Raw genomic sequence first — 25,855 nt, forward strand, 5'->3', positions numbered from 1 at the left:
CGGATTCGGCTCTGCGAACTCGGCCCCGAGTCCGTGATGTCCGTATCCCGCCTGCCACCATGGAGGCCGTGACCTCCCCGACTGCCCCCACCCGTGCCCAGGTCCGCAGGTGGCGCCAGTACCTCGCGGACGAGCGCGCCGAGGCCGCCGCGTACCGCGACCTGGCGTCCCGCCGCACCGGCGAGGAGCGCGAGATCCTGCTCGCGCTCGCCGAGGCCGAGCGCCGCCACGAGCAGCACTGGCTCGACCTGCTGGGTGACGAGGTCGGCAAGCCGCTGCGCGGCGACTGGCGCACGCGTGTGCTCGGTTGGCTGGCGCGCCGGTTCGGGTCCGTGTTCGTCCTGGCGCTCGCGCAGCGGGCGGAGGCGCGCTCGTCGTACGACGACGACGCGGACGCGACCGCGCAGATGGCCGCCGACGAGCGCATCCACGAGGAGGTCGTGCGCGGGCTCGCGATGCGGGGGCGCAACCGCATGTCCGGCACGTTCCGCGCCGCGGTGTTCGGCGCGAACGACGGGCTGGTGTCGAACCTCGCGCTCGTCATGGGCATCGGCGCGTCGGGTGTCTCGCAGCAGACCGTGCTGCTGTCCGGACTCGCCGGACTGCTGTCCGGCGCGCTGTCGATGGGGGCGGGCGAGTACGTCTCGGTGCGCTCGCAGCGCGAGCTGCTGGAGGCGTCGCGGCCCGGCCCGCACGCGCGCGCGGCGCTGCCGCACCTCGACGTCGACGCCAACGAGCTCGCGCTCGTCTACCGCGCACGCGGCATGGCCCCGCAGGACGCCGACGCCCACGCACGGCAGGTGCTCGGCTCGCTCGAGGCGTCGGGCGCCGCACTCGTCGTGCCGGTCGACCCGGATGGTCCCGAGGGTGCCGCCGGGCCCGAGGACGCGACGGCGGGTGCGCCCGAGGTCGACGAGCACGAGACCGTCGGCACCGCGGTCGGTGCCGCGCTCGCGAGCTTCTGCTTCTTCGCGTCGGGCGCCGCGGTGCCCGTGGTGCCGTACCTGCTGCGTGCCGAGGGGTGGCACGCGGTCGCGTGGTCCGCGGGGCTCGTCGGGATCGCGCTGCTGGTCACGGGTGCGGTGGTCGGGCTGCTGTCCGGCACGTCGCCCGCGCGGCGCGCGCTGCGCCAGCTCGCGATCGGGTGGGGCGCCGCGGCGGTCACGTACCTGCTCGGTCTCGCGTTCGGCACCACCGTCGGGTGATGTGTGACGGACACCGTCTTGTTTGGTAAGGCTTGCCTGCCTACAGTGGCGGCGTGACCGTGACCCAGACCGAGGCGCCCGCCGCCGCCCCGTTCCGCACGTTCCACGTCCGGGTCCGGGCCATCGAGCGTGTCTGCCCCAGCCTGCTGCGCGTGACGTTCACCGGCGAGGACCTGCACAAGTTCGCCGACAACGGCTTCGACCAGCGCATCAAGTTCTTCCTGCCGCTCGACTGCGGCTACGAGGGCCTGCTCGACCTCACCCAGAGCGGCGACTGGTACGGCCACTGGCGCGCGCTGCCCGACGACCAGCGCCACCCCATCCGCACCTACACCGCGCGCGGCGTCCGCCAGGACGTGCGCGAGCTCGACGTCGACATCGTCCTGCACGGCGACGCCGGCCCCGCGTCCCGCTGGGCCACCAGCGCACAGGTCGGCGACGAGCTCGTCGTGCTCGGTCCCAACGCGGACGCGACGGGCCCCCACGGCGGCGTCGACTTCGTCCCGCCCCTGCACACCGAGGCGTTCCTCATCGCGGGCGACGAGACCGCCCTGCCCGCCATCGCGAACATCCTCGAGCGCCTGCCCCGCGACGCCCGCGGCGAGGCCCTCGTCGAGATGCCCCTGTCCGCGGACCGGGTCCACATCGACGCGCCCGCCGGCGTGACGATCCACTGGCTCGGCCGCGACGGCGCACCGCACGGCGCGCTGCTCGACCCGGCCGTGCGCGAGGCCGCCGCGCGCGTCCTGCCGCGCGGTTCCGCGACCGAGCTCGACGCCGTCCCGTGGGCGTACGACACCGACGACATGCTGTGGGAGGTGCCCGTCGACCCCGCGACCGGCGCCCCCATGCGCCAGGACTCCCCGGTCTACGCGTGGCTCGCGGGCGAGTCCGCCGTGATCCGCGGGCTGCGCCGCCACCTCGTCACCGAGCTGGGCATCGACCGCAAGTCGGTGGCGTTCATGGGCTACTGGCGCCACGGCAAGTCCGAGGCCAGCTGACCCATGCCGCCGATCCGCAACGGCGAGATTTCGCCCTTAACTTGAGATTCGTGAGAAGTCTGTCGCCCACGAGTGCCAAGTTGAGACGTTCCTGACCCCTACTGCTTCGTGGTGTCGAGTTGCGATGGCGCTGCCCATGACGCGCCTGGCCGGGATCAAAGGCAACCGCCGCGGCGCGCCGCCGCGTCGCGCCGCCGCCGCGGCCAGTCAGCTCAGGTCGCGGGCCAGCCGCTGGATCGGGTGCAGCCCGGCGCCGAACCTGGCGATGGCTTCACGGTTAGCAGCAAGTTCGCCGTACGGCAGGTAACGCAGGTGAAGATCGGCAACCGGGCTGAAGGCCGGTCTCCTGAGCTGGGCGCGCACCTCGTGCTCGCGCTCGTCGGGTGCCACCAGGTACAGCCCTGTGACCACGCGCCCGTCACCGGACAGTGCGAGGTCGAGCATGCGGACGATGCCCGAGTAGATGGACGTCGTGTGCTCGACCTCGAACGCCGCCACCACCGAGCCTTCGCCGTCGAGCCACAGCGCGTCGATGAGCCGGATAGCGTCGCCCGCCGGGCCGGCCACGAGGGCATCGGGCAGCGCTGCCAGACACCCGTCGGCCAGCCGGCCGCCGGCGTAGGGCCGGCTCCGGTCGTTGCTCGCGATCCACACGTCGAACCCCAACGCATGCCCGAGGTCACGCAGCCACCCCTGCACCTCGGTGTGGGTGGTGTCCTGCCGGGTCGCTGCGGTGAGCGCGGAGTCCTCGCTGAGTGAGCCGACGCGCTGCAGCTGCTCGCGCCACGCGGTCAGCGCTGCGGTGGCGTCCTGCCCGGGGAGCGGTGAGGCGGTGATGCGGCCGGCGCCGATGTCGAAGAGCAACCCAGCGACCGCCCCGAGGTCGTTGGACAAGAGGTCGCGCAGCTGCTCGTTGAGCTCGAGGATCCCCGCCCTCATGGCGAGGAAGTCGTCCCAACGTCCGAGCCGGACGCGCGCTCCGGTTAGCGCGTTGTAGCCGCGGACGATCGCCGTGTTGAACGGTGGGACGATCGTGGGGTGCAGGAAGTACAGCAGGTTCGCCGCTGCGGGACCCAGACCGCGGATTCCCCGGCCTGCGAAGGCACCGATCGCGGCTAGGACCTGCGCCTCGGTGGTGCAGCATCGGCAGGTCTCGAGGAGGCGACCGAAGGCGAGCTGGTTGTCACGGTCCTCGTAGATGTCGGGGATGCGGAGCTTCGGCTTCCAGTGGAACGGATGATCGGCCCCCTTGAACAGCTGCCGCTGCTCCGCGATGCCGCGAACGACCGTCTCGAGTGACGACTCCTTGTAGGAGTTCCCGAACGTGCCCGCCTCGATGTCTGCGCTGACCCGCTCGATGCCGCGGCGGAGCGACCGGAAGTTCTTGACTCGCTCCGGCCACAGGAACCAGGTCCGGTAGGTGCTGGCCGGATCCTCTCGCCACGCCGTGACGAGGTCCCGCGTCGCGGCCCAGTCGAGGGACAGTGTCGTAGCGGTCATGGCGGCGTCACTGGACCGGCTCATGCCGGCCATTATCCGAGTGCAGGCGATCCTCAGAAGGGGACCAACGAACTGAGTCGGCGGACGGCGGTCGGGCTCCGTGTTCCGCCTCATCTGCGCCCGAGGGCCGTGGCCAGCATCTCTTCGCGCGGCACGACCTTGATCCGCTCACGACTGTGCGGCTCGCCGAGCTGCTGCTCGTGCGCGTCGAGCAACTCCCGGCCGGACCGGTCGACGACTTCGACGCCGCGCTGCTCGAGGAAGTCCAGCACCGCCTGCGGGTCGCGCTCGGTCGTTCGGCACCGGACGCTTGACCCCGACCCACTTCCGGACGAAGTCCGAAATGGCCCCGAACGGGCAGACGGCGACGAGGACACACCGTGACGGCATCTGTCCAGCGCGAGAGCCCGATGCCCGAGTTGAGAGCCCTGGGCCGTGTCGGCGACTTCGCGTCTTTCCAGCGTTCAGCCGAGACGGCGGCGCCCGGCACGTCGTGATGCTGGACATAGACCTGCTGGCCAATGGTCAGGACGTGCCAGCTTCTTTCATCGCCTCGACAGCGCTCTTGTACTCCCAGTGCCACGGTTCGTAGTAGCCCGAACCGCCCTTGCGGGCCCACTCAGGGTTCTCCCACCCGAAGGTGGCGGCATTCGCCCACAGCCAGTCGCCACGTTCTCCCGCATAGGTTTCACTGCAGAAGTCGACGGCCAAGCCCCAACCGTGGTTCGACAGCCCTGCAGGAGCCGCGATTCCGCCCTTCTTTCTGCGGAGCGCAGCCTGTTCCTCGTACGAGCGGTACCCGGACGACAGGCACATGGGCTCGCCGAACCGTGCGACATAGAAGGCGTTCAGGGAGAACAGCGACTCGGCCGCGTCAGCTCTGTCTCGGTACGGCCGCTGCCACAGGTCACACAGCTCAGAATCGGGCACCCGTCCGTTCGTGCCGGGGTTCGTGACGACTCCGTCGCAGTCGGGCGTGGCGTCTGCCTGGCTCTCTAGCCGACTTGCCGACCGCGACGCCTGTTCTTGTCGAACCACCCGTTCAGCGGCACCTTGCGCGACCAGTGATGGTGGAGGGGTCAGGTCGGTTGCCGTGGCAGTCAGCGCCTCGACGGTCGACGGGCCAGCGTCCGCCGTCCACGCGGGTGTGGACGCGGGACTCCGGTCAGCGAGCGTGAACGCGGTCGTCGCGAGGACCATCGCGATGAGCGTCGTGATGCGAACGGGCCACACACGGAGTCGGTAGCGGGCGCTGTTGCCCGAAGCGGTCCGAGGGGTTCGACGGCCAGTTTGTCGGCGCGGCGGAGATGCCTCTGCGGCGTGACGTCCCATGTTCTCTCTCCGGTGAGCGCCCGCGGCGCGGTGGCGCGACCAAGTGGCGATGGCGGCTCGGTACCCGGTCAGTCCCTTCTGCTCGAGCAGCGCGTCAGCTCATGTCGTGCTTGACGGCGCGCGGGGTGGATGCGCTGGTGAACACACCGCAGCCTCCGGACGCGGTGAGGAGTCCGGCGGTCTGCCGTCAGCCTGACGTAGCGACGATCAACGTCTGACGCCGGAACAATGGAGGTTCGCTTGACTTCGGGCGCCTGGCGGCGGGGCTGTTCGGTACCGCGTCTCAGTGGTGCTGGTCATGGTCGGCGGGGGCGCTCGGCGTCACCTCGGACGGGACCCCGTCGCCGCTGATCATCGGGCCGATCACGGTCGTCGAGACGACGAAGGCTGCCGCGAAGGCGAGCAGCGCCAGCCCGGGGGCCCACCAGGTTCCCGAACGTCGGCGCAACCGAACGAGCATCGGAAGGGCAGCGATGAGCCCTACGAGTCCGAACAGTGCCTGCCCGCCGACACCGGCGACGAGGGCGGTACCGACGAGCGGACCGATGTGGTGCAACACGTGCGGCGCGAGGCCGACGACCGTGCCTGTGGCCGCGGTGATGGCGGACCCGACTGTCCTCAGCGGTCGGCGTCGCGCGGCCACGACGTGACCGCCGGCGACTGTGAGCTCGGGTGCGTGCTGCACGTCAGTCATGACGACATCGTGCGCGTTGGACTGTTGCTGTCTGATCGAGGCCGGATGAAGATCCCGCGAAGCGGACGGCTGGGGAGCGTCGTGGTGTCGCTCGTCGACGCGCCCACTCAGAGCAACAGGTCGACGAGGAGCTGCTGGCGGACGCCGAGGGCGAGAGCGGCGAGGACGCCGAGCGCGCATGCGAGCCGGGTCGTTCGACGGGAGACCACGAGATCGACGACGAGCCAACGGTGGGCTGCGAACCCAAGCGTTGCGCGGAGTGCCACGGCCGCCGCCCCGATGACGGCAAGCGGCCCCAGGGGGTTGTAGAGCCACGCCTTCGACCACTGACCGGTCACCGCGAAGTGGGCCGCACGCGTTCCCCCGCACAGGGGATCCATGATTCCGAGACGGTGCAAGGGCCCGTGCAGATCCACTGGTGGAAGCCCCCAGAGTGCGAGCGCCCCTGCGGCCACCGCCCCCATGACTGCGAGCCATGTCAGGTGGGGGTACGGGTCCGTTCCGACCCACCTGAGGGACGCTCGCCGCTGTCTTGTGCGCCGCGCGAGCGGCCGACGGTCCGGGACATCGTTGCTGTCCGCCCGGCCCGACGGGCATCGTCGGCGTCCCTGCCCGGCGCGCACCAGTCGGCGCCGGGCAGGTGGACCGTCGTCTCCAGACGCCTGCGTCATGTCGTCCTCGAGGCGCGGCTCGTGCGGTCAGTGCGTGGTAGCCGGGTGCCCGTACCGGTGAGGGTCGGCGTCGAAGGCGGCGGCGCAGCCCGGGCTGCAGAAGTAGAACGTGACGCCGTCGTGCTCCCTCGTGGCAGCCGCACTGCTCGGGTCGACGCTCATGCCACAGACCGGGTCGATCGACGCCGAGGACGAGTGCCGGTGGTGCTCGTGGTGGGACATGGTGTTCTCCGCTTCTTCGTGGTCGTTTCCGAGCTCGACCACCGGTTCGGTGGTCAGGACAAGGGGAGCCGCCGACGTCGTCGGGGCAGCAGGGGTGAAGCCGCGCAGCCGGTTGGCGTTGGCGACCACCGACAGCGACGACAGCGCCATCGCGAGAGCCGCGAGCATCGGGCTGAGCAACAGCCCGAACGCGGGGTACAGCACGCCGGCGGCGATCGGAATGCCGATCGCGTTGTACCCGAACGCGAACACGAGGTTCTGGCGGATGTTGCGCATCGTCGCCCGCGACAGGTCGATCGCGGTCACCAGACCGCCGAGGTTCCCCGAGATCAAGGTGATGTCGGAGGACTCGATGGCCACGTCAGTCCCGGTGCCGATCGCCGAACCCACGTCGGCCTGTGCCAGGGCGGGCGCGTCGTTGATGCCGTCGCCGACCATGCCGACGACCCGGCCTTCGGCCTGCAGTCGTCTGACCTCGCGGGCCTTGTGTTCCGGCATCACCTCGGCGACCACTCTGGCGATCCCGACCTGACGGGCGATCGTGCGGGCCGTCTCCCGGTTGTCCCCGGTCATCATCACGACGTCGATACCGCGGGCGGTCAGGTCGGCGACGGCGGCGGCTGAGCCGTCCTTGAGTGTGTCAGCCACGCCGATCACGCCCGCGGCTCGCCCGTTGACGGCGACGAGCATCGGTGTCTTGCCGTCGGCGGCGAGCCGGTCCCGGTCCCCAGCGAGCTGCTCGGGATCTGCACCGTGTTCCGTGAGCAGCCGGGGGTTGCCGACCACGACCTGCGTGCCCTCGACGTGTGCGAGCACGCCCTGGCCGGTGACCGACTCGAACATCGCCGCGGTCGGCACCTGCAGGCCGCGCTCTGTCGCGCCGGTCACGATGGCGAGGGCAAGTGGGTGCTCTGAGTCGCGTTCGGCCGCGGCGACCAGCGTCAGCAGTTCGTCGGCGTCGAACCCGGGCGCGGGCAGCACGTCGGTGAGAGCCGGCCTGCCCTGCGTGATCGTGCCGGTCTTGTCGAGCACGACGGTGTCGAGCCGATGTGCGGTCTCGAGCGCCTCCGCAGAGCGGATCAGGACTCCCGCCGTCGCGCCCTTCCCGGTTCCGACAGTGATCGACAACGGCGTCGCCAGACCCAAGGCGCACGGGCACGCGATGATCAGGACGGAAACCGCGGCCACCAGGGCATACACACCCGCGGGCGGCGGGCCCACGAGCCACCACACGACGAACGTCCACAGCGCGATCGCGATCACGGCCGGCACGAAGTAGCTGGACACCTTGTCCGCGAGCCTCTGGATGGGCGCCTTGGAGCCCTGAGCCTCGCGAACGAGGGCGATGATCTGGGCGAGCATCGTGTCCGCGCCAACCTTGGTCGCGGCATAGCGGAACGAGCCGGTCTGGTTGATCGTCGCGCCGATGACGGTGTCGCCGAGCCGCTTGGCGACGGGGATCGGCTCGCCAGTGACCATCGACTCGTCCACGAGGGACGCGCCCGCGATCACCTGTCCGTCGACCGGGAGCTTCTCGCCCGGTCGGATCACCACGGTGTCGCCGACGACAACGGTGTCCACGTCGACGTCGACCTCCACGCCTCCCCGCACGACGCGAGCAGTTCGTGGCTGCAGGCCGATCAGGGCTCGGATAGCCTCACCGGTGCCGGCCTTGGCCTTCGTCTCGAGCAACCGCCCCAGCAGGATCAGGGTGAGGATGACGCCGACCGCCTCGTAGTACACCTCGCGGTTGTCGGCGGGCAGCAGCCCGGGTGCGACAGTGGCGACAAGACTGAACCCGAATGCGGCGATCGTGCCGAGCGTGATCAGCGAGTTCATCTCCGCGGTCCGGTGGGACAGCGCGAGCCAGCCGGTGCGATGGATCGGCCAGCCCGTGTAGACCATCACGGGTGTGATCAGAAGCAGCTGGAACCACGGTTCCAGAAGCACGCCCGGTACCCAGGTGGCGGCGAGCAGGGTCTCGGCCATCACGGCGACGAGTACCGGGAGCGTGAGGACGGCGCCGACGATCACCCTGCGGCGCAGGTCGGCGATCTCGGCGGAACGCTCCGCGGCCTCCACATCGGCCGCTTCGCCTGAGGGCTGCGCGCGTGGCACGGCAGGGCTCGACGCCTCAGGGTCCCCGTGGTTGTGGTGGGCGTCGTGGCTCGGCTGCGACGCCGCCGTACCGCGGTCGGAGTCGTCGACTGCGACCGAGCCACGTCCGCGTGCAGACGGCACGACCTTGAGCGTGCCGTGAAGCATGTTCATCCCACAGGCAAACCCGAACTCACCGGCCTGCTGCGGGGTGAAGTTCACGGCGGTGGTCGCGTACGCGGGCAGGGTCTGGTTCACCTTGAAGTCGGGGAACACCACGCGCGACGAGCAGTCGCCGGCCTCCTGGCGGTCGAAGAGCAGCCGCACGGGCATGCCTTGTTCGACCTCGATGATGTTCGGGCTGTACCCGCCCTTGACTGCGACGGTGAGCACCTGCACGCCGTTCTCGACGCCGGCGCGAGCCGATGCGCGAGGTCCGAAGAAGTACCAGCCCAGTGCCGCCGTCAGTGTGACCGCTACCGCAATGACCACAACGTCCATGACGCTCGGACCTCCCACTCCATCGTCTGCCGATAGCTGCCGTCGGGGCCGGTGCCGCCATTGAGCCGGCGATCTGCGCCCTGACTTGCCTCAACCAGATACCCCCTAGGGGTATTCCAACGGCCGACGGAAGCCCGGAGATCGAGCCGGGCATCCGTCGGCCGGAAGGTGTCAGTCGATGCGTTCGTGGTTCTCGCGAGTCAACGAAGCGCTCGGCCCGGACGCGGCAACGGCGCCGTGATCCGGCCCATGGGACTCCGTGTCGGTCTTCTGCGTCGGCACGTGCGTCGGGCCGTGCTGGTGGCCGCCGCTCTGGGTGTGGCCGCCCATGGCCTTCATCATGAACAGCATGCCGACGGGGCAGGCCAGGGCCACCGCGAGGGGCAGCGCGCGGCTGATGTCCACCTGGAAGATCACCAGGGCCGCGAGAATCGCGCCGCCGGCGATGAGCATGTGCTTGAGGTGGTGCTTCATCGAAGTCCTTCCGTCCTGATCTGCGAGTGGTTCCCGAGCAGGTCGCGCATCCGCTGATAGCTGTCCATGTCGATCTCCCCCGAGGCGAGGCGGGCATCGAGGATCGCGTGCGCATCGCGGTCCCGCTGCGCGGGGAACAGCCGGCACACGGTCCAGATCGCCAGTCCGGCGACGGCGGCCCAGCCGGCGATCATCACGACCCAGCTTGCGGCGCTCATCTGGCTGCACCACAGACCCATCGCGCGCCCTCCTCGCCTCGGGTTGGCGGCATCGGGGACCGCCTACAACCACGGTCGGTCAGGCGAGTCAACTTCTGGGTCGCGAACGATGAAGCCTCTCTGAAGATCGGCAGCAGGTGACGACGAACGCCGAATCTCGGCCCGAGCGCGCCAGGTGCGCGCGACCCCGCCCGTCCACCGCCATCGAGCCGCCAACGACAGAGGCGCGCCAATCTCCATCGGATCTTCATCGCGGCACGGACGACATCGGAACGAATCGCAAATATCCTGACGATACCCCCTAGGGGTATATGCCGGGTGTCCGCACGATTGCCCGGCGATGACCGCGGCCGTCGACGGAGGGAGCCCGAGATGTCCGTCCCGCTGACGGGTCCCGTTACCCCCGATCGCTCCCGGCACGACCGGGACGAGCACGTTGCGCGTGCCCGCCCGACGTCCCGAGCGCGCACCCACGGCCACCGAGGATCACCCGTTCCCGTCGCCAGCCGGTTCCTCGCCCTCCGTCCGGCGCGCACTGCCGCGGGGCCGCGGGCATCGGTCTCGCCCTGATGCTCATGCTGCTGCTGGCCGGGCTCTGGGCGGGCGTCCAGGAACGCGTGACCACCTACGAGGACCACCTCGCCGTCGACCTGGTTGTGCTGCTCACCGGCAGCCGCCACCTGTTCGCCGATCCAGGTCTGCTCCGGACCCCGACGGTTGACGCCATCGCGCGGACGCCCGGCGTCGCACAGACCGCACGCCTACGCACGCTCTACGAGATCCTCGAGCTGCCGCACGGGAAGGCCGCCGTCGCGGCGGTCGCGTACGAGCCCGCCAGTGGCCTCGGCGGTCCGTGGGACCTCGCCGGCGGCCGCAGCCCCGCGACGGGTAACGAGATCGCGGTCGACGCCCTCTGGGCCGCGCAGCACGAGGTCGCGATCGGCGACCGGCTGCCGGTCCTCGGACACCCGATGCGAGTGGTCGGACTGACAGACGACACCGACTTGTTCATGACGCCACTGGTCTTCACCACCATGACCGGGATGGATCAGATGCTGCGGGCCACCGGTTCCACGGGCGCGGTGCTCGTGACCACAGCAGACCCTCAGGGTGTGGCAGCACGGCTCGAGGGCGCCGGCTACACCGTCCGCAGTCCGGCCCAGCTGCACGAGACGTCGCTGCGGCTCGCCACGGACATCTACGGGCCTCCCATGCGGCTCATGGTCGGGGTCGCCTTCGCGGCCGGCACCCTTGTCGTGACGCTCGTGGCCTACACCCGGATCAGCGAGCAGCAGCGCGACCTCGGAGTCCTCAAGGCGCTCGGAGCGACGCCGGGACGTCTGCGCAGGATCGCCGTCACGGAGACGATGGCACTGACAGCGCTGGGCACCTTGGCAGCGATCGTCCTGCTGGTCGTCGCTCGCGAACTCCTTGCGTGGTGGCGGCCCTCGTTCCCGGTCGTGCTGACCACACGCACGATCACGCGAACCGCATCGGCGGCCGTTGGGATGGCACTGCTCGCCGCGTGGCTGCCGGCTCGCCGTCTCGGCCGGCTCGACGCTGCCTCCGCGTTCAGGAGCGGACGATGACCACGGACACGGTGCGCCGACCCCGCTCCACGCATCAGGCCCACCCGACACGGGCCGTGCCGCTGGGACGTCGCTTCCTCTTCGCCGACCGGCGCCGTGCCGCATTGACCGTCCTCGGCGTCGCGGCCTCGCTGCTCCTGGTCCTCCTGCTGGACGGCATATTTGCCGGGGCTGTGGACCGGGTCACCTACTACATCCGGACCTCGCCGGCAGACGTCTTCGTCGCCCAATCCGGGGTACGCACGATGCATATGTCCGCATCCGTACTCCCGGCCGACACCCCCGACCGCGTCGCCGACGTGCCTGGTGTCGCCTGGGCCGCGCCGATCGCGTTCGCCTCCGGCACGGTCGCCGGGCCACGGGGGCGAGAGCTCTCGTACCTGATCGGTTACGACACCGGCACCGGCCGGGGAGGACCCGCTCGCCTTGTCGACGGGCGGGCGCCGGGCGCCGGCGAAGCCGTCATGGACGAGCAGGCCTCGGATCGGCTCGGCGTCGGGGTAGGCGACCTGCTGACGGCCATGGGGGCGTCGCTGCGCGTCGTCGAGCTCTCGACCGGAGGAAGCAGCATCACCAACACCACCGTGTTCGTCGACCTCGCCGAGTTCGGCCGGATCCGCGGCGACCGTGTGTCCTACGTGCTCGCCGGCCTTGACACGGGCGTCGATCCGAGCGCCGGGGCACATCGGATCGGGGCCACAGTCGGCGGGGTGACGGTGCAGACCCGGCAGCAGTTCGCCGACTCGGAGGCGCGTGTCGTCCGGGACATGAGCGCCGACCTCCTGCGCCTGATGTCCACCATCGGGCTCGTCATCGCACTGGCCGTGATCGCGCTCGGTCTGATGAGCGCCACACTGAACCGACTCCGCGACTTCGCCGTGCTCAAGGCTCTTGGCGGTCGCACGCCGCACCTTGCCGGTGTCGTGACATTCCAGGTCGTGCTGACCGTCGTCCTTGCCTCGGTCGTCGCCTCCGCGGCAGCGCTGGCGGTGGCATGGCTGGTGCTGCTCGTGGAGCCGTCGGTCGAGATCTCGGTCACCGCTTCGGCGGTGACACAGACCACGGCACGAGCGCTCGTGGTCGGCGTGCTCGGTGGCCTGTGGCCGCTCCGCCGTATCGCCGTGCTCGACGCGGCGTCCGCATTCCGGAGGTCTCGATGAACAGCAACGTCGGCATCGCGTCCGCGCCAGAGCCGCTCCCCGGCCCGGCAGTGCCGCCCGCCGGCGACGACACGCGCCCGGGTGCATCCGCAGGGGCGCGGGTGCTCACCGCTCGAGGGTTGTCCAAGAGCTACGGCTCGGGCGTGGTCGCCGTCGACGCCGTCCGTGCGATCGACCTCGACGTGGACGCCGGTGAGGTCCTGCTCGTGATGGGTCCGTCCGGGTCGGGGAAGACGACGCTGCTGCTGATGCTCGGCGCCCTCCTCCGACCGACGTCGGGCTCGATCGCCGTCACGAGCAGCGACGGCCACAGCGTGGACGTCGCATCTGCACCCGAGAAGCAGCTCCCGGCGCTGCGGGCTCGCACCTTCGGGTTCGTCTTCCAGGACTACGCCCTACTCGACGCGCTGACGGCGGCCGAGAACATCACCGTCGCCGCCAACCTCGCGGGCTCGACCGGGACCCTCGCCCACCGGCGCGCCCGCGAACTGCTCGACCGTGTCGGCCTCACGCACCGGTCGACCGCACGACCGAGTCAGATGTCCGGCGGCGAGCAGCAGCGGGTCGCCGTGGCGCGCACGCTGGCCAACGACCCGCCCGTCCTGCTCGCCGACGAGCCGACCGCCAATCTCGACGCGTCCCGCGGCCGCGACCTGGCCCGCCTTCTGCGCAGGCTCGCAGACGAGGATCGCCGCGCCATCGTGATCGTGAGCCACGACGACCGACTCCGCGAGATCGCCGACCGCGTGCTCTGGTTGGAGGACGGCGAGTTCCGCCAGATCGCCGCGATGGTGATGGACCCGGTGTGCCGCATGCAGGTCGAGCAGACCGGCCCAAGTGCGACCTGGAGCGGCGATCAGTGGTGGTTCTGCTCCGACGCATGCCGGCGCGAGTTCCTCACCGAGCCCGAGCTGTTCGTCGCTCGCGGATCGCCCGGGCAACGGATCGCGAGCGATGAAGCTTCGCGGTGACGTTGGGTCTCAGACGGCAAGGTCGACGACGAACGACGCGCCACGGCCCGGGCCGGCGCTGAGCGCCGAGATCGAGCCGTCGTGCGCCTCCACGAGGGCCTTGGCGATCGCCAGGCCGATCCCCGAGCCGCCGTGCCCGCGGTCGCGGGCCGCGTCCGCCCGGTAGAAGCGCTCGAACACGTGCGGCAGGTGCTCGGCGGCGATGCCCTCGCCCGTGTCGGTCACGGTGAACCGCACGCCGACGTCGGTGCGTTGCGCCGCGAGGGAGACAGTCCCGCCCGGCGGGGTGTGGCGGATCGCATTGTCGAGCAGGTTGCCCAGCACCTGCCCGAGCCGGTCGACGTCGACCCACAGCTCGGGGAGGTCCGGCTCCGGCATCGCGACGAGTTCAAGACCGGCGTCGTCGGCGCGCGTGCGCGCCGCGGCGACCGCGCGTTCGACCAGTGCGTCGGGTGTGATCTCGCGCGGCTCCAGGCGGAGCGCACCGCTCTCGGCCTGGGTGACCGCCGCCAGGTCCGTGGACAACCTGGTCAGCCGGGCGGCTTGTGCGTGCAGCACCTCGACGGTCCGCGGGCCCAGCTCTTCGACGCCATCCTCGATGGCGTCGATGTACGCGGTGATGGTGGCCACCGGCGTGCGCAGCTCGTGCGCCACGTCAGACATCAAACGGCGGCGCAACGCTTCGTCGCGCTCGAGCCGGCCGGCCATGGCGTTGAACGCGTCGGCTAGGTCGTCGAACTCGACCCCGACGTGCGGTTGCTCGAGGCGTATGTCGAACCGGCCGGCGGCGACCTGTCCGGCGGCAGCGGACAGGCTGCCCAAGGACGCGCCGATGCGTCGTGCGAGCACCACGGAGGCGAAGAGCGCGGTGAGCAGCGAAACGGTCAGCGCGACCGCGACGGTGACCGTGCTGGCCGCGCCGAACGCCTTCTCGGCGTGCTCGATCGCGTCGCCTGGCGAGTTCGCGGCCGCTTCCATGTGGTGTTGGAAGAGGCCGGGGCCGACCGCGCCGGCCACGAGCCAGGCCGCCGCCGCAGCCGAGACGAGCACGAGTGCCATCGCGACCATGAGCCGCGCGGCGATGCCACCCCGCGCGGGGCCCTTCTCGCTCACTCGCCGGACCCCATGCGGTACCCGACACCGCGCACGGTGCGCACGAACCGTTGCTGGCTCGCCGTGTCACCGAGCTTGCGACGAACGTGCAGGAGGTGGACGTCCACCAGGTGCTCGTCGCCCACATACCCGTCGCCCCACACCGCCGTGATGAGCGCCTGGCGGCTGAACACCCGCTGCGGGGCGGCGGCCAACGCGGACAGCAGGTCGAACTCGGTGCGGGTCAACGGGACCGGCTCGCCGTCGAGGCGCACCTCGCGAGCGTCAGGGCTGATGCTCAACGCCCCCACAGTCATCACGGTGGCTGGAGCGGCGGCTGCCTCGGTATGCAGGCCTCGAGGCCGTCGCAGCAGCGCTGCGATGCGCGCGACAAGCTCGCGGGGCCGGAACGGCTTGGTCATGTAGTCGTCGGCACCGACCGACAGCCCGATCAATGTGTCGACCTCGTCGGCGCGCGCGGTCAGCATGACCACGTACGCGTCGGAGAACGTGCGCACCTGCCGGCACACCTCGACCCCGTCCAGACCCGGCAGCCCGAGGTCGAGAACGATCACGTGGGGGTCGCGTTCCTGCGCCAGGCGCACGCCGGTGGGTCCGTCGAACGCGAGGTCGACCTCGAATCCCTCACGCTCCAGGTAACCCGCGACGAGGCGTGCCAGCGCCTCCTCGTCGTCGACGACAAGGGCGCGCCGTTGCGGCGTGGTGACGGTGTTCATGGCGCCAGTGTCTCCGCACACGGCCCGTCCGGACAGCGCGATCGCGCAGGCCGCACCGGTCTTCATCGTTTCTTGAGCGAACCGATACCGGCAGCCCAGGGGACCGTGCCGAAGATCGTGATGTCAGTTCGGCGCGGGCACGTCCGTGCGCACGCGCCGCAGAAGATGTTCGGAGGTCCCTCGTGCAAGCAACACCCTCGGGCACGGTCGTCATCACCGTGGTGCCCACTCCAGCGTGCCACTTCTGTGAGGACGCCGAGCAGGCACTGACGGCCCTGGCGGACACGTTCGACTTCGAGCTGGACCTGGTGCCCTTCGACAGCGCCCACGGGGCGCGTCTGGTCGCAGAGCACCGCCCGGCGCTCAACCCGCTCGTCCTGGTCGACGGCGCGTACTTCAGCGCCGGGCGGCTCCCGCGCAAGAAGCTCATCAAGCTCCTGACTACGCGGGGCGCAGGTCGGCTCGCGGCCACGGAGGCGGGGGCTCGACGTGGGTAGCGAGCTGCTGACCACCGGAAGCGTCATCGCGGCGTTCCTCGCCGGCGGTGTCGCCCTGTTCGCGCCGTGCTGCATCGTCTTCCTGGCCCCGAGCTACCTTGCGGCAGCTGTGAAGAGCCGACGCTGGCGTTTGCTGCCGTTGACGTTCGTCTTCGCTGCGGGCCTTGGACTGGTCATGCTTCCGCTGACCCTGGGGGCCAGCGTCCTCGCCGGAGCGATCGCGAAGTACCACCAGCCGCTGTACATCGCGGGTGGGCTGCTGATGATCGCGCTGGGCGTGTTTGCACTCTCGGGACGGATGTGGTCGCTGCCCTCGTTCGTGCGCGCTCCGGACACCGCCCGCGCGGACACTGGGAGCTTCTTCGCGCTCGGGGTGTTCTCCGGCATCGCCTCCGCCTGTTGCGCTCCCGTGCTCGTCGGCGTGATGACCCTGTCGGCCCTGTCGGCCAACCCCGCAGGTGGGTTCGTCCTCGGTGTCGCCTATGTGTTCGGGATGGTGTTCCCGCTGTTCGTCATGGCCCTGCTGTGGGACAAGGCGCGGCTCAACGAGCGCCAGTTCCTGCGCGCACGACCGGTGCGGCTCCGCGTCGCCGGGCGCGTGATCGCCACGAACACCGTCAATCTGGTCGTAGCCGTGGGCTTCTTCGCCATGGGCATCGCGATCATCGGCCTGGCGAACCAGTCGGACATGTCCCGAGGCACCGCAGCACAGTCCTGGGCCTCCGAGCGCCTGACCGACGCCTTCCTGCGCATCCAGGACTGGGCGGCCCCCGTGCCGGAGGTCGTCCAGGCGCTGCTGCTCTTCCTCGTCGTCGGCGGGCTGGTCGCGGCCACCCTGACCGGACGGCGCCGCGGGGTCGTCGCCGTTCCCCCTGACGTCGACGACCCCGCACCGCGCCCCGACGCTCGACTCGCAGAAGCTCAACCCGAAGCCGTCGAGGGGCACCCGTCCCACACCGACGCCGACGCCACCCCGTCGTGCCACCAGCACCCGGCAGCAAGGACCCACTGATGACCTCCGGATCGGCCACCAAGCGCGCCATGGAACGCCAGGAAGCGCTCGAGAGCGTCCGTGCGGACCAACACGCACAGCAGCAGCGCCGCCGCCTCCTGATCGGGGGCGCGTGGGGCGCGGTCGCCCTCATCGTCGTCGGACTGATCGCCGCGGCCCTGTGGTCCGCGCGACCGCAGACGTCCGACGCCACGCGAGTCGCCCCCGACTTCACGCTGTCCGACTCCGAGGGTGGATCCGTGACCCTGTCCGACCTGCGCGGCGCACCCGTCCTGCTCTACTTCAACGAGGGCGCCGGCTGCGACGCGTGCATCCAGCAGCAGACCCAGATCGAGGCGGAGCCCGGCTTCGAGCAGGCCGGCATCACCGTCCTGCCGATCGTGATGAACACCGCCGAGCAGATCAACGCCGACCGCGAACGCCTCGGCGCCACGACCCCGTTCCTGCTCGACGACGGCACCGTCTCCGAGGAGTACGGCACGCTCGGCACCGGCATGCACGAAGGCCTCCCCGGCCACGGCTTCGTCCTCATCGACGCCGACGGCAACCAGGTCTGGCAGGGCGACTACCCCTCGATGTGGATCGAGCCCTCCGAGCTGCTCGCCATCGTGAAGAGCGAGCTCTGACGCCCCCGAAGGAGCAACACCCATGACCGACACCTGCTGCCGGAGCACCAGCGCCGCCGACCCTGCGCCGGAGACCGAGCACCACTGCGCCTGCAACCGGGACGCGGCGGACAGCGACCACGGCGTGTCACGCCACCTGACCCTCGTCGCACCGCTCGGCCCTCACCCTGACGACAGACCCGTCAGCGCCTGACCCGAAGCGGGCCGGACGCCGGAAGGAACCACCTCCATGCAACCCGTGCTCTTCTCCGTCTTCGGCTTCGACGTGCAGTCCTACGGCGTCAGCAAGGCAGCGGCCGCACTGCTCGCCGCCTACCTGCTCGGCCGCGCGTTCCAGCGTCACGGCCTGAAGAAGGAGGACGCCCACTCCCTCGTCATGTGGGCGACGATCTGGGGCTTCGTCGCAGCCAAGGTGTACTTCCTGCTCGAACACGCCGACCAGTTCACCTGGCACCACCTCGGGGGCTCAGGGTTCACCTGGTACGGCGGGCTGATCGGCGGCGTCGTCACATTCCTCGTGATGATCAGGCGCCGCCGGCTCCCGGCCCAGCTCGTCGTCGGCGCCGCAGCGATCCCGCTCACGCTGGCGTACGGCGTCGGTCGCCTCGGCTGCTGGCTGTCGGGTGACGGCACCTACGGCAAGCCCACCGACCTGCCCTGGGGGCAGTCGTTCCCTGACGGGATGATCGCCACTGACATACCGGTGCACCCCACGCCGCTCTACGAGGCGCTCGCCGCTGTGCTCATCGCAGCCGCGCTGTGGGCGTTGCAGCGACGGGCATGGCGGCCGCTCCAGGTGTTCGGTGCCTACCTGATCCTCTCGGGGCTGTCGCGGTTCCTTGTGGAGTACCTCCGGATCAACGAGCCCGCGCTGCTCGGCCTCACCCAACCGCAGCTGTGGGCCATCGTCAGTGTGGCTGCCGGCGGGGTGCTCCTCTGGCGCGACGGCGTGCGTGCCCGGCGCCTGGAACGGCCTCAAGAGAGCCTCGACGGGAGTCGGGTCTCGGCTCACACCTTCATCAAAACTTGATCGTTTCGCAGTCGTTTCCTCGTTTGGGAGCGGCAGCGTAGGACCAAGGTCCCAGGGCAACCGAGCCCGCGACAACCCGTCCAGACATGGAGGAGAACCAAAGTGCGCCGACGAGTCACCGTCGCCATCATCGCTTCGACGACCGCCGCAGGACTGCTTCTGGCCGGATGCTCGAGTACCGCCACACCAGCAGACCCAGCCGCCACGGCTTCCGAGACGGTCGCAGCGTCGTTCAACGGCACCGACGTCACGTTCGCCCAGATGATGGTCGTCCACCACGAGGGCGCCATCGAGATGGCCGACCTCGCCGTCGAACGAGGCACGAACCCCGAGGTCCAGGCGCTCGGCAAGGCGATCTCGGCAGCGCAGGGACCCGAGATCGAGCAGATGACGAGCTGGCTCGAGAGCTGGGGCGAGCCGACGGCGGACGACATGATGGACATGGACGGCATGGACCACGGCGGCATGGACATGGACGGGATGGATCAGGCCGGCGCGATGGCGGACCTCGACTCGCTGTCCGGCACCGAGTTCGACCGCCGCTTCCTCGAGCTGATGACCGCTCACCACCAGGGCGCCGTCGAGATGTCCGAGCAGGAGCTGGCCGACGGCGAGAACGCCGACGCGCTCGCGCTCGCCCGCCGGATCATCGATGCCCAGAACGCCGAGATCGTGCAGATGAGGAACCTGCTCGGCAGGCTCTGATCCTTCTCCCGGGTGGACGGCCACGGCCCCGTCGACCCGGGCGAAGCTACCTTCATCGGACCTTCATGATTCCTGAGCCGAGACTCAATCAACTCTCGGGAATGTGGTTGCGCGCGCTGGAGAGACCAGCGCCGTGATCGGAGGTACGTCGTGGTCGCCACCGCTCCTGAGGTCTCACGCGGCACGGAAGGTCCCGGAACGCCGAGCGGCCGAGCGGGCCTGCGGCTCGCCGTCGTCATCGCAGTCAGCGTGGCGATCGGGATCGTCGCACTCCTGCTGCCGGCCTGGCCCGCCGGCGAGGACATGGGGTCGACCCACTACATGGGCCTGCTCGCCGCGAACCAGCCGTGGAACCTGCTGATCTTCATGGCGGTCCCGGTCATCTGCGCCGAGACGGTCGCCGTCACCGAGCTCGTCATCCTGTTCAGCCCGCAGCGTGCCGGCCGGACCGTGCGGGCGTTGAACCGCTACGTCGGCCTGTTCGCCGGGTTCTACTTCCTCGGGATCTTCGTCTACCTGCTCGACAACGCGGTCATCCCGCTGACCCAGTCCGGGGGCTGGCGTGGCCCGGCCGACGTGATCGCCGTCGGGTTCTACCTGCTGGGCGTCGTGCCGCTGTACGGGATGAGCCTTCTCGAGACCCGCGTGCTGGGCGCCGGGTGGGACGAGCAGCACCGCCTGAAGATCCACGCCACCTTCGTGGGCATCTTCCTGGTGGTCGCTCACATCGCGATGATCGCGGGCATGCTCGACCCGACCGTCGCCGGCTGGGACCCCACCCACGAGATGGACGACGGGTCGCAGATGGAGGGCATGACCCACTGATCGCCGCGACACGATCCGGCATCGCCTGAGGTCGCTTGCCAGCTCGCCGGGCTGGGCACCTCCGAGCCGCGCCCAGCCCATACCCCCGAGGGGTATAGACTGGGCGCGGTTGTCTCACCGTGAACATGCATCGGAGTTCCATGGCCCTGCCCGCGTCGTGCCACGACCAGCCCGTCGGAGCGACCCGGTCGCCCGGCAAGCGTGGTCGTCCTACGCCACGCCGAGTTCCGGGTCTGACCGTGTGCGGGACGTGCGCGGGCGAGTCGCTCGGTGGCCCCGACGACGGCGCGCGCGACGAGCAGATGCGGGTGCTGCGTGACCTCGCCGGCGAGCTCGGCGCCGCGCTGACCGTCGTCGATTGCCTTGACGCGTGCGAGCGCGGCGACGTTGTCGTCGTGCGGCCGTCGGCGGCGGGCCGAGCGATCGGCGCGGCTCCGGTCTGGCTTCAGCGGATGGCGGGGCCCAGCGCGATGGGAGAGCTCCGTGAGTGGCTCGCCGCCGGAGGTCCTGGAGTGGCTGCCGAACCCTCGGGACTTGAGCGGCACCGCCTCGTCGGACCCGACGCGCTGTAGCGACTGCGCCAGAGGCGTCGCGCGACCGCACCTTCGAGTGCGCGGCGTGCTCGTGGTTTGAAGCACTCCTTCCGGCGCAGAAGTCAGTCGTCGTGCCCGCCGTGGGCATGGGCGCCATCGGCTTCGTCGGCCGCGGCTGTGTAGTCGGGGACGTCGAGTGCGTTGACCGTTCCTTGCGGTGCAGCGCCGGTCAGGGTGAAGGAAATGCCGTTCGGCATGTCGCCGACGCGGATCGTCGCCGTCGTGGTGTTCGTCGTCAGATCGATGACGGAGACGGTGTCGTCGTAAAGGTTCGTGACCCATGCGACCCGTCCCGAGGGTTCGATGACCACACCGTGCGGTCCTGAGCCGGTGGTGATCGTGGCGGTCACCGTCATCGACTCGGGGTCGATGACGGACACCGAGTCGCCGGGCGCATCGGGCGTCCCCTGGTTCGCCGAAAGGAGCCGCGACGCGTCCGTCGACAGGTAGAGCTGCACGGGCGGAGCCGGGACGGTGACCGTCCGGACAACTTCCTGCCGTGCCAGGTCGACCTTCGCAAAGCTGCTGCTCCCCGCCAGACTGACGTAGGCGGTGGCACCGTCGGGAGCGACCGCGACCTGCACCGGGCTGCTGCCGACCGGGATGCTCGCGGTCCGCGTCATGGTCCGGGGGTCGACGACGTCGATCGTTCCCGCGGCCATGCCGGCCACGACGATCACCGAGCCGTCGGCGCTCGGACGCAAGCCGTGAGGTCCTGAGCTCAGGTCGAGGGTGCCGCTGGTGGTCAGGGTCGCGGTGTCGTACCGGGCCAGCGTGTCCTCGCCGGAGTTGGTGACGTAGACCCAGTCCCCTTCAGGGCTCAGCACGACGTGCGCGGGGCTGGCGCCGGTCGCCGCGGTGCGCAGTAGCTCTAGGCTCTGCGCGTCGATCGCGGCGACGGCGTTGTTGTGCCCGCTGACGGCCCACACCGTGCGCCCGTCGGGACTGGCCTGCACGTTGTGCGGGCTCGGGATGCCGCCCACCGTCGCCAGGACCGTGCTGGTCGCGGCGTCGATCGCGGTCAGGCTGCCCCCGTCCTCGTTGGCGACCCACACCGTGCCCGTCACCGAGGTGCGCGTGACGTTGCCGGTGCCGTCCGACGGAACTTGCATTGCGGTGGAGGAGTCGATCGCCCCGGTTCCGCACGCCGTGAGCAGCAGGGCGCCCCCGGCAAGGAGGGTCAGCGCGGTCGTTCGGCGACGGACCGAGATCAGCATGTCGTGCTCCAGGGTGTCGAGGGGTTCGGCGTCATCGCTGACTGTCCGCCCAGCACCCACTACGCCAGATCGGTTTTCCATGAAGCTTCCGTGGATATTCCTGCCCTTCCGGCTCCGCGCTGGCAGCACTCGTCCCGCTCCGTCGACCTGGGTGAGCGAAGCCCGCCCAGGTCAGCGGGGTCAGGCCTCCGGGGTGGGGATAGGCGCGCTCACGAACAGCCCACCCCCGTCGGTCGACCGCCACAACCTGCCCTCCGACACGGCGACGATCTCGGCCGGGCCACCGTGCACGGGCGCCGCAGACATCGCAACCGCCCCCGTCGGCAGCGCCGACCCTGCTTCCCACGTCAGACCGGCGTCCGCGCTCGTCCACACAGCGCCCTCCGGGTCGACTCCGACGACGTCGTCGCCGCTGACCCAGTCGACGAACTGCAGCAGCGGTGCGGACTCGATCTCCTGCCAGGTCGCGCCGGCGTCGGGTGACCGTAGCGGCCCTTCGGGGGTCGTCGCGAGCAGAACGTCACCGGACGTCGATGACGTCAACGCGTACGGCTCGCGGGGGATCGTCACGTCCTGCCAGGCGTGGCCGTCTGCCGAGCTGCGGAGCGCGCCGTCGAAGCCGACGACACCCGTCTCGGACGCGGCGAGCGTATGGAAGTCGGACTTCCCTTGCCGCGACAGAGGCGTCCAGGTCTCACCGCCGTCGCGGGACTCGATCAGGCCGACCGGATCGGGCAGGCCGGCGCCCTCACCTGGGTGCCCGGAGGCGTAGAAGTGGTCGGGGCCGACAGCGACCAGGCCCATGAGGTCGATCTGTGGGCCGACCCACGTCGCCTGGTCACCGTCGATCTGCAAGAGGCCGCCGTGCGTGCCGAGGTAGGTGAGGCCGTCCGCGGGGTTGATGGCGACCGTGTGCACGTGACCGGCGTCGCGCTTCGCCGTCACGGTGTCACTCTCTGCCGCGTCGCCCGCTGCCGTGCCGCACCCGGCGAGCAGGGCGAGGCCGATCGTCACAGCCGACCCCGTGGCCACCCGTCGCCGGACCTTGTGCACGTCCAGATTCTTCATTGTCTTCCTCCTGGTCATGAGCAGAGCTGCGTCCGAGTCTGGGTCGCAGCTCTGCCCTGCGATCGTCGCCCGCCCGTACGGGCGCTCCGCGGGTCAATGCGGCGCGGCGCTCAGCGCGACAGCGAGCATGTCTGTTGCGACGACGTGGCCCGGATCGGACCGGACGCCAGCCCTGATCAGGGTGCGGCCGCGGCACGTCCCAGTGGGGCGTGGCGCGTTATGCACTTCGTAACGCCCTGACCTGCACGTTCTCAAGTTCGACGATCCAGGGCATCTCAAGTTCGCTGTTCTGAGCGTACGAAATCTCATCTCCGCAGACCTTCGGCAACCCACGCCACCGGCGCATCGTCGACTTCCCATCCTGTCGCCGGCGGGTCTGCCCCTGCCTGACACCCCGAGCGGTGTTACCGACCTCATGAGGCACGACACCTAGGCGGGCAGTGTCGCGATCTGCGTGAACGCGGCGTTCGGTGCGCGCAAGGGCGGATGCAGTCGGCGGCCAGCCGCTCGCTGGTCGGCGTCGATGTCGGCGAACCTCCCGCCCCCGACGACCCGGCCACCGAGCAGCCCTGCCCCGACGGGTGGCGAAACGCTCGTCCGGTGAGCGGTTCTCCACCCGTCGCGGCAGGTGGGAAGTCAGTGGTTCGTCGCGCGCTGCGGTACGGGCGTCAGCAGCAGGACCAGTCCGGGGCCCAGGAACGGGACGAACACTGCCGCCACGGCCATCGCGGCTCGCGCGAGCCTGCTCACGTCGTGCGCGGCGGCCAGTCGCTGCAGCGCGACGACGACGAGCGCGAGGTTGGCGAGCACGGCGCACGTCCAGGCGATGTCGTACCACCCGCCGACCAGTGAGGTCCCCAGCATCACGCCTCCTCGCGCACCGACCCGTCGTCGTCGACGGGCCGTGGCGAGACACTAACCCCCAGGCCGCGCCGCCGTGGGCGGTTCGTCCACAAACACACCGCGCTCCCCTTGTGCCCGATGACCAGGCGGGAGCCAGGACACGTCGGGTGGCGTCCCGCCCCGTGTCGGGTCGTTGCATGGTCGGTCGTCGGGCCTGGGACGAGGCCGGTTCCGCGCTCGAACGGGCGCGCCGCGACGCACCGGCGACCTTCATGGCTGCGGGCCACGCGACCATCGTCAGGCAGAACGCGATCGGCCACGCGATCTGGAGCTGCAACGGCCACGCGGCCCGTCACTCGACGCTGGAGCCGGCGTGAAACAGCGCGGCCACGCCTCAAGGGCATGTGGAAGGGACGTTCGGCCCTGAGCGGTCCGGGTGCTCCCGATAACGTCCGTGGCGTCGACGTAGGGGCTCCGTCGCAGGTGGCGGACCGGAGACGATCCAGGGGGCCCACATGAACAAAGGTGTTCGCGTACTCCCTGCCGCCGTCCTCGCGACGGGTCTCGCGATCCCGCTCGCTACCGCCTCGGATGCCGGCGACGGGTTGTGTGACTCGGGTTTCGCATGCGGCTACGACTCGACGAGCTACGACGGCGCGGTCTTCGGGACGGCCAAGAACCTCTCCGACTGGGGAACCCAGGGCTTTGCCAATCGTGCCGAGTCGGTTTCGGTCAACGGAGCGGAGTGCAAGTACACGGTCTTCTACCGCACGTGGCACTGGTGGGACAGCCGCCCGATCGGTAAGGCGTTCACGCTCTACAGCCGTCAGCTCATGAAGAAGAACTACCGCGACCCGAACCTGTCGAACGGCGCGGGCTACGACAGTGACGGCAATAGCGTCAACAACGACGTCGAGGCCACCGAGTTCACCGGTTGCTGATCTCCGTCCGGTGAAGGCCAGGTGCAGGCACACACCGAACGAGTTCGAGGGGGCATGCTGTGAGGAATCTGCCAGTCCAGCACCGATTGCCGTTCGTCGTCGTCATGGCCGTGGCCGCAGCCGCGGTCGCGGGCTGCGCCCAGGGGGACTCAACCCATGCGAAGGTGCTGCCGACGGAGGTTCGGGGCATCGGCCTGACGGCTGAGCTCAATGAGGAGACCGGTGCGGTGGTGTTGCCGGCCGACCGGTTCACCGAGACGTTCCTCGAGATGGACCTGCTGGCCACCGCCTCGTCGGTAGCGGTCGGGCTCTGTGCTGCCGAGAACGGCGTGACGATCACGCCGCCGCAGCCGTTGACCGACCCCGTGTACGTCTCGGAGCAGTACTACGGCCCGTGGACGCGGGACCAGGCGGAGCGGTTCGGCTTCGTGAAGCCCATGACGCAGGCGGACCTGGCTGCGAACGGGATCGTCGCCGACACGACGGGCGCCGACCACCAGGCGCCGCCGGACGGTGACCTCACTGCCGCCGACTGGGAGATCGTCGACGCGTGCGGCGCGGCCCCTCGGTCCGCGAGGTTCGACGACGCCCTGCGTCACGTGGGCCCGTGGTATGCCGAGCTCGAGGCGGTCCAGGCCCAGGTCCTGGACGACGCCGAGGCGAAGGGCGCGCTCCGCGACCTCGAGGAGTGCTACGAGCAAGCCGGGCTCGGGGTGTCGTCGGACGGCAGCCCGGGATGGCCGCGCGGTGCCAACGGCTCGGTGATCGACCAGCAGCAGATCCAGCTCGCGCTCGCGTCGGTCGAGTGCAAGCAGAAGACGGACTTCACCGCGCGGGTCGCCGCCGTGGAGGCCCGCCTGCAGGCGCCGATCGTCGTGAAGTACGCCGACGAGCTCGTGCAGAAGCGTGCCGAGATCGACGAGGCTCTCATGGCGGCACGCGCGCTCCTGGCCGACGCGTGACCCGGATCCCGTCGCGGTCGCGGTGGCTGTGGCTCTGGACGACGGGGGCGGGCGTGGCCGTGGTCGTCGCAT

28 protein-coding genes are annotated in these 25,855 nt (G+C 70.3%); 15 read left to right on the forward strand and 13 right to left on the reverse strand.

All coding sequences use genetic code 11. The features are described 5' to 3' along the window. Nucleotides 1-59 precede the first annotated feature (59 nt). Both CBP52_RS14830 and CBP52_RS14835 read left to right on the forward strand, forming a co-directional pair. On the forward strand, nucleotides 60-1,205 hold the full coding sequence (locus CBP52_RS14830) for a VIT1/CCC1 family protein (protein WP_094181604.1): 1,146 nt from the start codon (nucleotides 60-62) through the stop codon (nucleotides 1,203-1,205). A gap of 59 nt (nucleotides 1,206-1,264) precedes the next feature. Further along, on the forward strand, nucleotides 1,265-2,206 hold the full coding sequence (locus CBP52_RS14835) for a siderophore-interacting protein (protein ID WP_232514802.1): 942 nt from the start codon (nucleotides 1,265-1,267) through the stop codon (nucleotides 2,204-2,206). Nucleotides 2,207-2,413: 207 nt separating this feature from the next. Here CBP52_RS14835 and CBP52_RS14840 read toward each other — a convergent pair whose 3' ends face one another. From CBP52_RS14840 to CBP52_RS14870, 8 genes are all read right to left on the reverse strand, one after another. Further along, complete coding sequence (locus CBP52_RS14840) at nucleotides 2,414-3,739, reverse strand: type II restriction endonuclease (RefSeq protein ID WP_232514520.1); 1,326 nt, start codon at nucleotides 3,737-3,739, stop codon at nucleotides 2,414-2,416. 77 nt (nucleotides 3,740-3,816) lie between these two features. Continuing rightward, nucleotides 3,817-3,978 carry a hypothetical protein gene (locus tag CBP52_RS17690; RefSeq protein ID WP_198303480.1) on the reverse strand — a complete coding sequence of 54 codons (162 nt, stop codon included), beginning with the start codon at nucleotides 3,976-3,978 and terminating at the stop codon, nucleotides 3,817-3,819. A 253-nt stretch (nucleotides 3,979-4,231) separates the two neighbouring features. Then, a complete protein-coding gene (locus CBP52_RS14845; RefSeq protein ID WP_157732659.1) occupies nucleotides 4,232-4,906 on the reverse strand; it encodes a M15 family metallopeptidase in 675 nt (224 codons plus the stop codon). Nucleotides 4,907-5,321: 415 nt separating this feature from the next. Next, nucleotides 5,322-5,681: a hypothetical protein gene (locus tag CBP52_RS14850; RefSeq protein WP_232514521.1), complete on the reverse strand. Its 360-nt coding sequence runs from the start codon at nucleotides 5,679-5,681 to the stop codon at nucleotides 5,322-5,324. 158 nt (nucleotides 5,682-5,839) lie between these two features. Continuing rightward, the gene (locus CBP52_RS17695; protein ID WP_157732660.1) at nucleotides 5,840-6,112 is read right to left on the reverse strand and encodes a DUF2752 domain-containing protein; all 273 of its coding nucleotides are present in this window, start codon (nucleotides 6,110-6,112) and stop codon (nucleotides 5,840-5,842) included. A gap of 318 nt (nucleotides 6,113-6,430) precedes the next feature. After that, the gene (locus CBP52_RS14860) at nucleotides 6,431-9,223 is read right to left on the reverse strand and encodes a heavy metal translocating P-type ATPase (protein WP_094181609.1); all 2,793 of its coding nucleotides are present in this window, start codon (nucleotides 9,221-9,223) and stop codon (nucleotides 6,431-6,433) included. A gap of 171 nt (nucleotides 9,224-9,394) precedes the next feature. Next, nucleotides 9,395-9,697: a DUF2933 domain-containing protein gene (locus CBP52_RS14865; RefSeq protein ID WP_094181610.1), complete on the reverse strand. Its 303-nt coding sequence runs from the start codon at nucleotides 9,695-9,697 to the stop codon at nucleotides 9,395-9,397. Beyond that, entirely contained in the window at nucleotides 9,694-9,915 is a 222-nt protein-coding gene (locus CBP52_RS14870; RefSeq protein WP_232514522.1) for an SHOCT domain-containing protein, read from the reverse strand. Before CBP52_RS14870 ends, CBP52_RS14865 begins: the two co-directional genes overlap by 4 nt. A gap of 554 nt (nucleotides 9,916-10,469) precedes the next feature. Between CBP52_RS14870 and CBP52_RS14875 the strand changes: the two genes are divergently transcribed. From CBP52_RS14875 to CBP52_RS14885, 3 genes are read left to right on the forward strand one after another with little or no spacing between them, the layout of a single operon-like run. Beyond that, a complete protein-coding gene (locus CBP52_RS14875) occupies nucleotides 10,470-11,504 on the forward strand; it encodes an ABC transporter permease (RefSeq protein ID WP_369826358.1) in 1,035 nt (344 codons plus the stop codon). Beyond that, nucleotides 11,501-12,664, forward strand: a complete 1,164-nt coding sequence (locus CBP52_RS14880) for an ABC transporter permease (RefSeq protein ID WP_094181613.1) — start codon at nucleotides 11,501-11,503, stop codon at nucleotides 12,662-12,664. Before CBP52_RS14875 ends, CBP52_RS14880 begins: the two co-directional genes overlap by 4 nt. Continuing rightward, nucleotides 12,661-13,635 (forward strand): ATP-binding cassette domain-containing protein, encoded by a 975-nt coding sequence (locus CBP52_RS14885; protein WP_232514523.1) that lies wholly within the window; start codon nucleotides 12,661-12,663, stop codon nucleotides 13,633-13,635. Before CBP52_RS14880 ends, CBP52_RS14885 begins: the two co-directional genes overlap by 4 nt. A 9-nt stretch (nucleotides 13,636-13,644) precedes the next feature. On the opposite strand, the gene CBP52_RS14890 is transcribed toward CBP52_RS14885, so the two are convergent. Together CBP52_RS14890 and CBP52_RS14895 are read right to left on the reverse strand one after the other, a co-directional pair. Next, a complete protein-coding gene (locus CBP52_RS14890; protein ID WP_094181614.1) occupies nucleotides 13,645-14,748 on the reverse strand; it encodes an ATP-binding protein in 1,104 nt (367 codons plus the stop codon). Then, entirely contained in the window at nucleotides 14,745-15,464 is a 720-nt protein-coding gene (locus CBP52_RS14895) for a response regulator transcription factor (RefSeq protein WP_094181615.1), read from the reverse strand. The genes CBP52_RS14890 and CBP52_RS14895 overlap by 4 nt, the downstream gene beginning before the upstream one ends. A gap of 182 nt (nucleotides 15,465-15,646) precedes the next feature. On the opposite strand from CBP52_RS14895, the gene CBP52_RS14900 reads away from it, so the two are divergent. From CBP52_RS14900 to CBP52_RS14930, 7 genes are all read left to right on the forward strand, one after another. Next, on the forward strand, nucleotides 15,647-15,961 hold the full coding sequence (locus CBP52_RS14900; RefSeq protein WP_094181616.1) for a glutaredoxin: 315 nt from the start codon (nucleotides 15,647-15,649) through the stop codon (nucleotides 15,959-15,961). Beyond that, nucleotides 15,954-16,973: a cytochrome c biogenesis CcdA family protein gene (locus CBP52_RS14905; RefSeq protein WP_094181617.1), complete on the forward strand. Its 1,020-nt coding sequence runs from the start codon at nucleotides 15,954-15,956 to the stop codon at nucleotides 16,971-16,973. The genes CBP52_RS14900 and CBP52_RS14905 overlap by 8 nt, the downstream gene beginning before the upstream one ends. Beyond that, the gene (locus CBP52_RS14910) at nucleotides 16,973-17,599 is read left to right on the forward strand and encodes a peroxiredoxin (protein ID WP_094181618.1); all 627 of its coding nucleotides are present in this window, start codon (nucleotides 16,973-16,975) and stop codon (nucleotides 17,597-17,599) included. The genes CBP52_RS14905 and CBP52_RS14910 overlap by 1 nt, the downstream gene beginning before the upstream one ends. Before the next feature lie 229 nt (nucleotides 17,600-17,828). Then, entirely contained in the window at nucleotides 17,829-18,629 is an 801-nt protein-coding gene (locus CBP52_RS14915; RefSeq protein WP_094181619.1) for a prolipoprotein diacylglyceryl transferase, read from the forward strand. A 102-nt stretch (nucleotides 18,630-18,731) separates the two neighbouring features. Continuing rightward, a complete protein-coding gene (locus CBP52_RS14920) occupies nucleotides 18,732-19,334 on the forward strand; it encodes a DUF305 domain-containing protein (RefSeq protein WP_094181620.1) in 603 nt (200 codons plus the stop codon). 249 nt (nucleotides 19,335-19,583) lie between these two features. Then, entirely contained in the window at nucleotides 19,584-20,159 is a 576-nt protein-coding gene (locus CBP52_RS14925) for a DUF6803 family protein (protein ID WP_232514524.1), read from the forward strand. A gap of 140 nt (nucleotides 20,160-20,299) precedes the next feature. After that, nucleotides 20,300-20,731: a hypothetical protein gene (locus tag CBP52_RS14930; RefSeq protein ID WP_232514525.1), complete on the forward strand. Its 432-nt coding sequence runs from the start codon at nucleotides 20,300-20,302 to the stop codon at nucleotides 20,729-20,731. Nucleotides 20,732-20,814: 83 nt separating this feature from the next. Here the strand turns inward: CBP52_RS14930 and CBP52_RS14935 are convergent, their stop codons facing one another. From CBP52_RS14935 to CBP52_RS14945, 3 genes are all read right to left on the reverse strand, one after another. Beyond that, nucleotides 20,815-21,969, reverse strand: a complete 1,155-nt coding sequence (locus tag CBP52_RS14935) for a beta-propeller fold lactonase family protein (RefSeq protein WP_094181622.1) — start codon at nucleotides 21,967-21,969, stop codon at nucleotides 20,815-20,817. A 180-nt stretch (nucleotides 21,970-22,149) separates the two neighbouring features. After that, entirely contained in the window at nucleotides 22,150-23,055 is a 906-nt protein-coding gene (locus tag CBP52_RS14940; protein WP_232514526.1) for a F510_1955 family glycosylhydrolase, read from the reverse strand. Nucleotides 23,056-23,673: 618 nt separating this feature from the next. Further along, on the reverse strand, nucleotides 23,674-23,901 hold the full coding sequence (locus CBP52_RS14945; RefSeq protein WP_157732662.1) for a hypothetical protein: 228 nt from the start codon (nucleotides 23,899-23,901) through the stop codon (nucleotides 23,674-23,676). Nucleotides 23,902-24,077: 176 nt separating this feature from the next. On the opposite strand from CBP52_RS14945, the gene CBP52_RS14950 reads away from it, so the two are divergent. The 3 genes from CBP52_RS14950 to CBP52_RS18025 all read left to right on the forward strand — a co-directional run bounded on the left by CBP52_RS14950 (nucleotide 24,078) and on the right by CBP52_RS18025 (nucleotide 25,783). After that, nucleotides 24,078-24,257, forward strand: coding sequence for a hypothetical protein (locus CBP52_RS14950; RefSeq protein WP_094181625.1), 180 nt, complete (start codon nucleotides 24,078-24,080; stop codon nucleotides 24,255-24,257). Nucleotides 24,258-24,395: 138 nt separating this feature from the next. Beyond that, entirely contained in the window at nucleotides 24,396-24,821 is a 426-nt protein-coding gene (locus tag CBP52_RS14955; protein WP_094181626.1) for a peptidase inhibitor family I36 protein, read from the forward strand. Nucleotides 24,822-25,048: 227 nt separating this feature from the next. Then, nucleotides 25,049-25,783, forward strand: coding sequence for a hypothetical protein (locus CBP52_RS18025; RefSeq protein WP_198303481.1), 735 nt, complete (start codon nucleotides 25,049-25,051; stop codon nucleotides 25,781-25,783). Nucleotides 25,784-25,855: the final 72 nt, after the last annotated feature.

This window comes from Cellulomonas sp. PSBB021, assembly GCF_002240455.1.
GTDB lineage: Bacteria > Actinomycetota > Actinomycetes > Actinomycetales > Cellulomonadaceae > Cellulomonas > Cellulomonas uda.

Coding starts and splice junctions, on each gene's coding strand:
- CBP52_RS14910 (WP_094181618.1), top strand. CDS start 16,973: ATGACCTCCGGATCGGCCACCAAGCGCGCCATGGAACGCCAGGAAGCG.
- CBP52_RS14935 (WP_094181622.1), bottom strand. CDS start 21,969: ATGCTGATCTCGGTCCGTCGCCGAACGACCGCGCTGACCCTCCTTGCC.
- CBP52_RS14870 (WP_232514522.1), bottom strand. CDS start 9,915: ATGAGCGCCGCAAGCTGGGTCGTGATGATCGCCGGCTGGGCCGCCGTC.
- CBP52_RS14840 (WP_232514520.1), bottom strand. CDS start 3,739: ATGGCCGGCATGAGCCGGTCCAGTGACGCCGCCATGACCGCTACGACA.
- CBP52_RS14930 (WP_232514525.1), top strand. CDS start 20,300: ATGGCCCTGCCCGCGTCGTGCCACGACCAGCCCGTCGGAGCGACCCGG.
- CBP52_RS14915 (WP_094181619.1), top strand. CDS start 17,829: ATGCAACCCGTGCTCTTCTCCGTCTTCGGCTTCGACGTGCAGTCCTAC.
- CBP52_RS14950 (WP_094181625.1), top strand. CDS start 24,078: ATGGTCGGTCGTCGGGCCTGGGACGAGGCCGGTTCCGCGCTCGAACGG.
- CBP52_RS14945 (WP_157732662.1), bottom strand. CDS start 23,901: ATGCTGGGGACCTCACTGGTCGGCGGGTGGTACGACATCGCCTGGACG.
- CBP52_RS14865 (WP_094181610.1), bottom strand. CDS start 9,697: ATGAAGCACCACCTCAAGCACATGCTCATCGCCGGCGGCGCGATTCTC.
- CBP52_RS14830 (WP_094181604.1), top strand. CDS start 60: ATGGAGGCCGTGACCTCCCCGACTGCCCCCACCCGTGCCCAGGTCCGC.
- CBP52_RS14845 (WP_157732659.1), bottom strand. CDS start 4,906: ATGGTCCTCGCGACGACCGCGTTCACGCTCGCTGACCGGAGTCCCGCG.
- CBP52_RS14880 (WP_094181613.1), top strand. CDS start 11,501: ATGACCACGGACACGGTGCGCCGACCCCGCTCCACGCATCAGGCCCAC.
- CBP52_RS17695 (WP_157732660.1), bottom strand. CDS start 6,112: ATGGATCCCCTGTGCGGGGGAACGCGTGCGGCCCACTTCGCGGTGACC.
- CBP52_RS14885 (WP_232514523.1), top strand. CDS start 12,661: ATGAACAGCAACGTCGGCATCGCGTCCGCGCCAGAGCCGCTCCCCGGC.
- CBP52_RS14895 (WP_094181615.1), bottom strand. CDS start 15,464: ATGAACACCGTCACCACGCCGCAACGGCGCGCCCTTGTCGTCGACGAC.
- CBP52_RS14955 (WP_094181626.1), top strand. CDS start 24,396: ATGAACAAAGGTGTTCGCGTACTCCCTGCCGCCGTCCTCGCGACGGGT.
- CBP52_RS14940 (WP_232514526.1), bottom strand. CDS start 23,055: ATGACCAGGAGGAAGACAATGAAGAATCTGGACGTGCACAAGGTCCGG.
- CBP52_RS14860 (WP_094181609.1), bottom strand. CDS start 9,223: ATGGACGTTGTGGTCATTGCGGTAGCGGTCACACTGACGGCGGCACTG.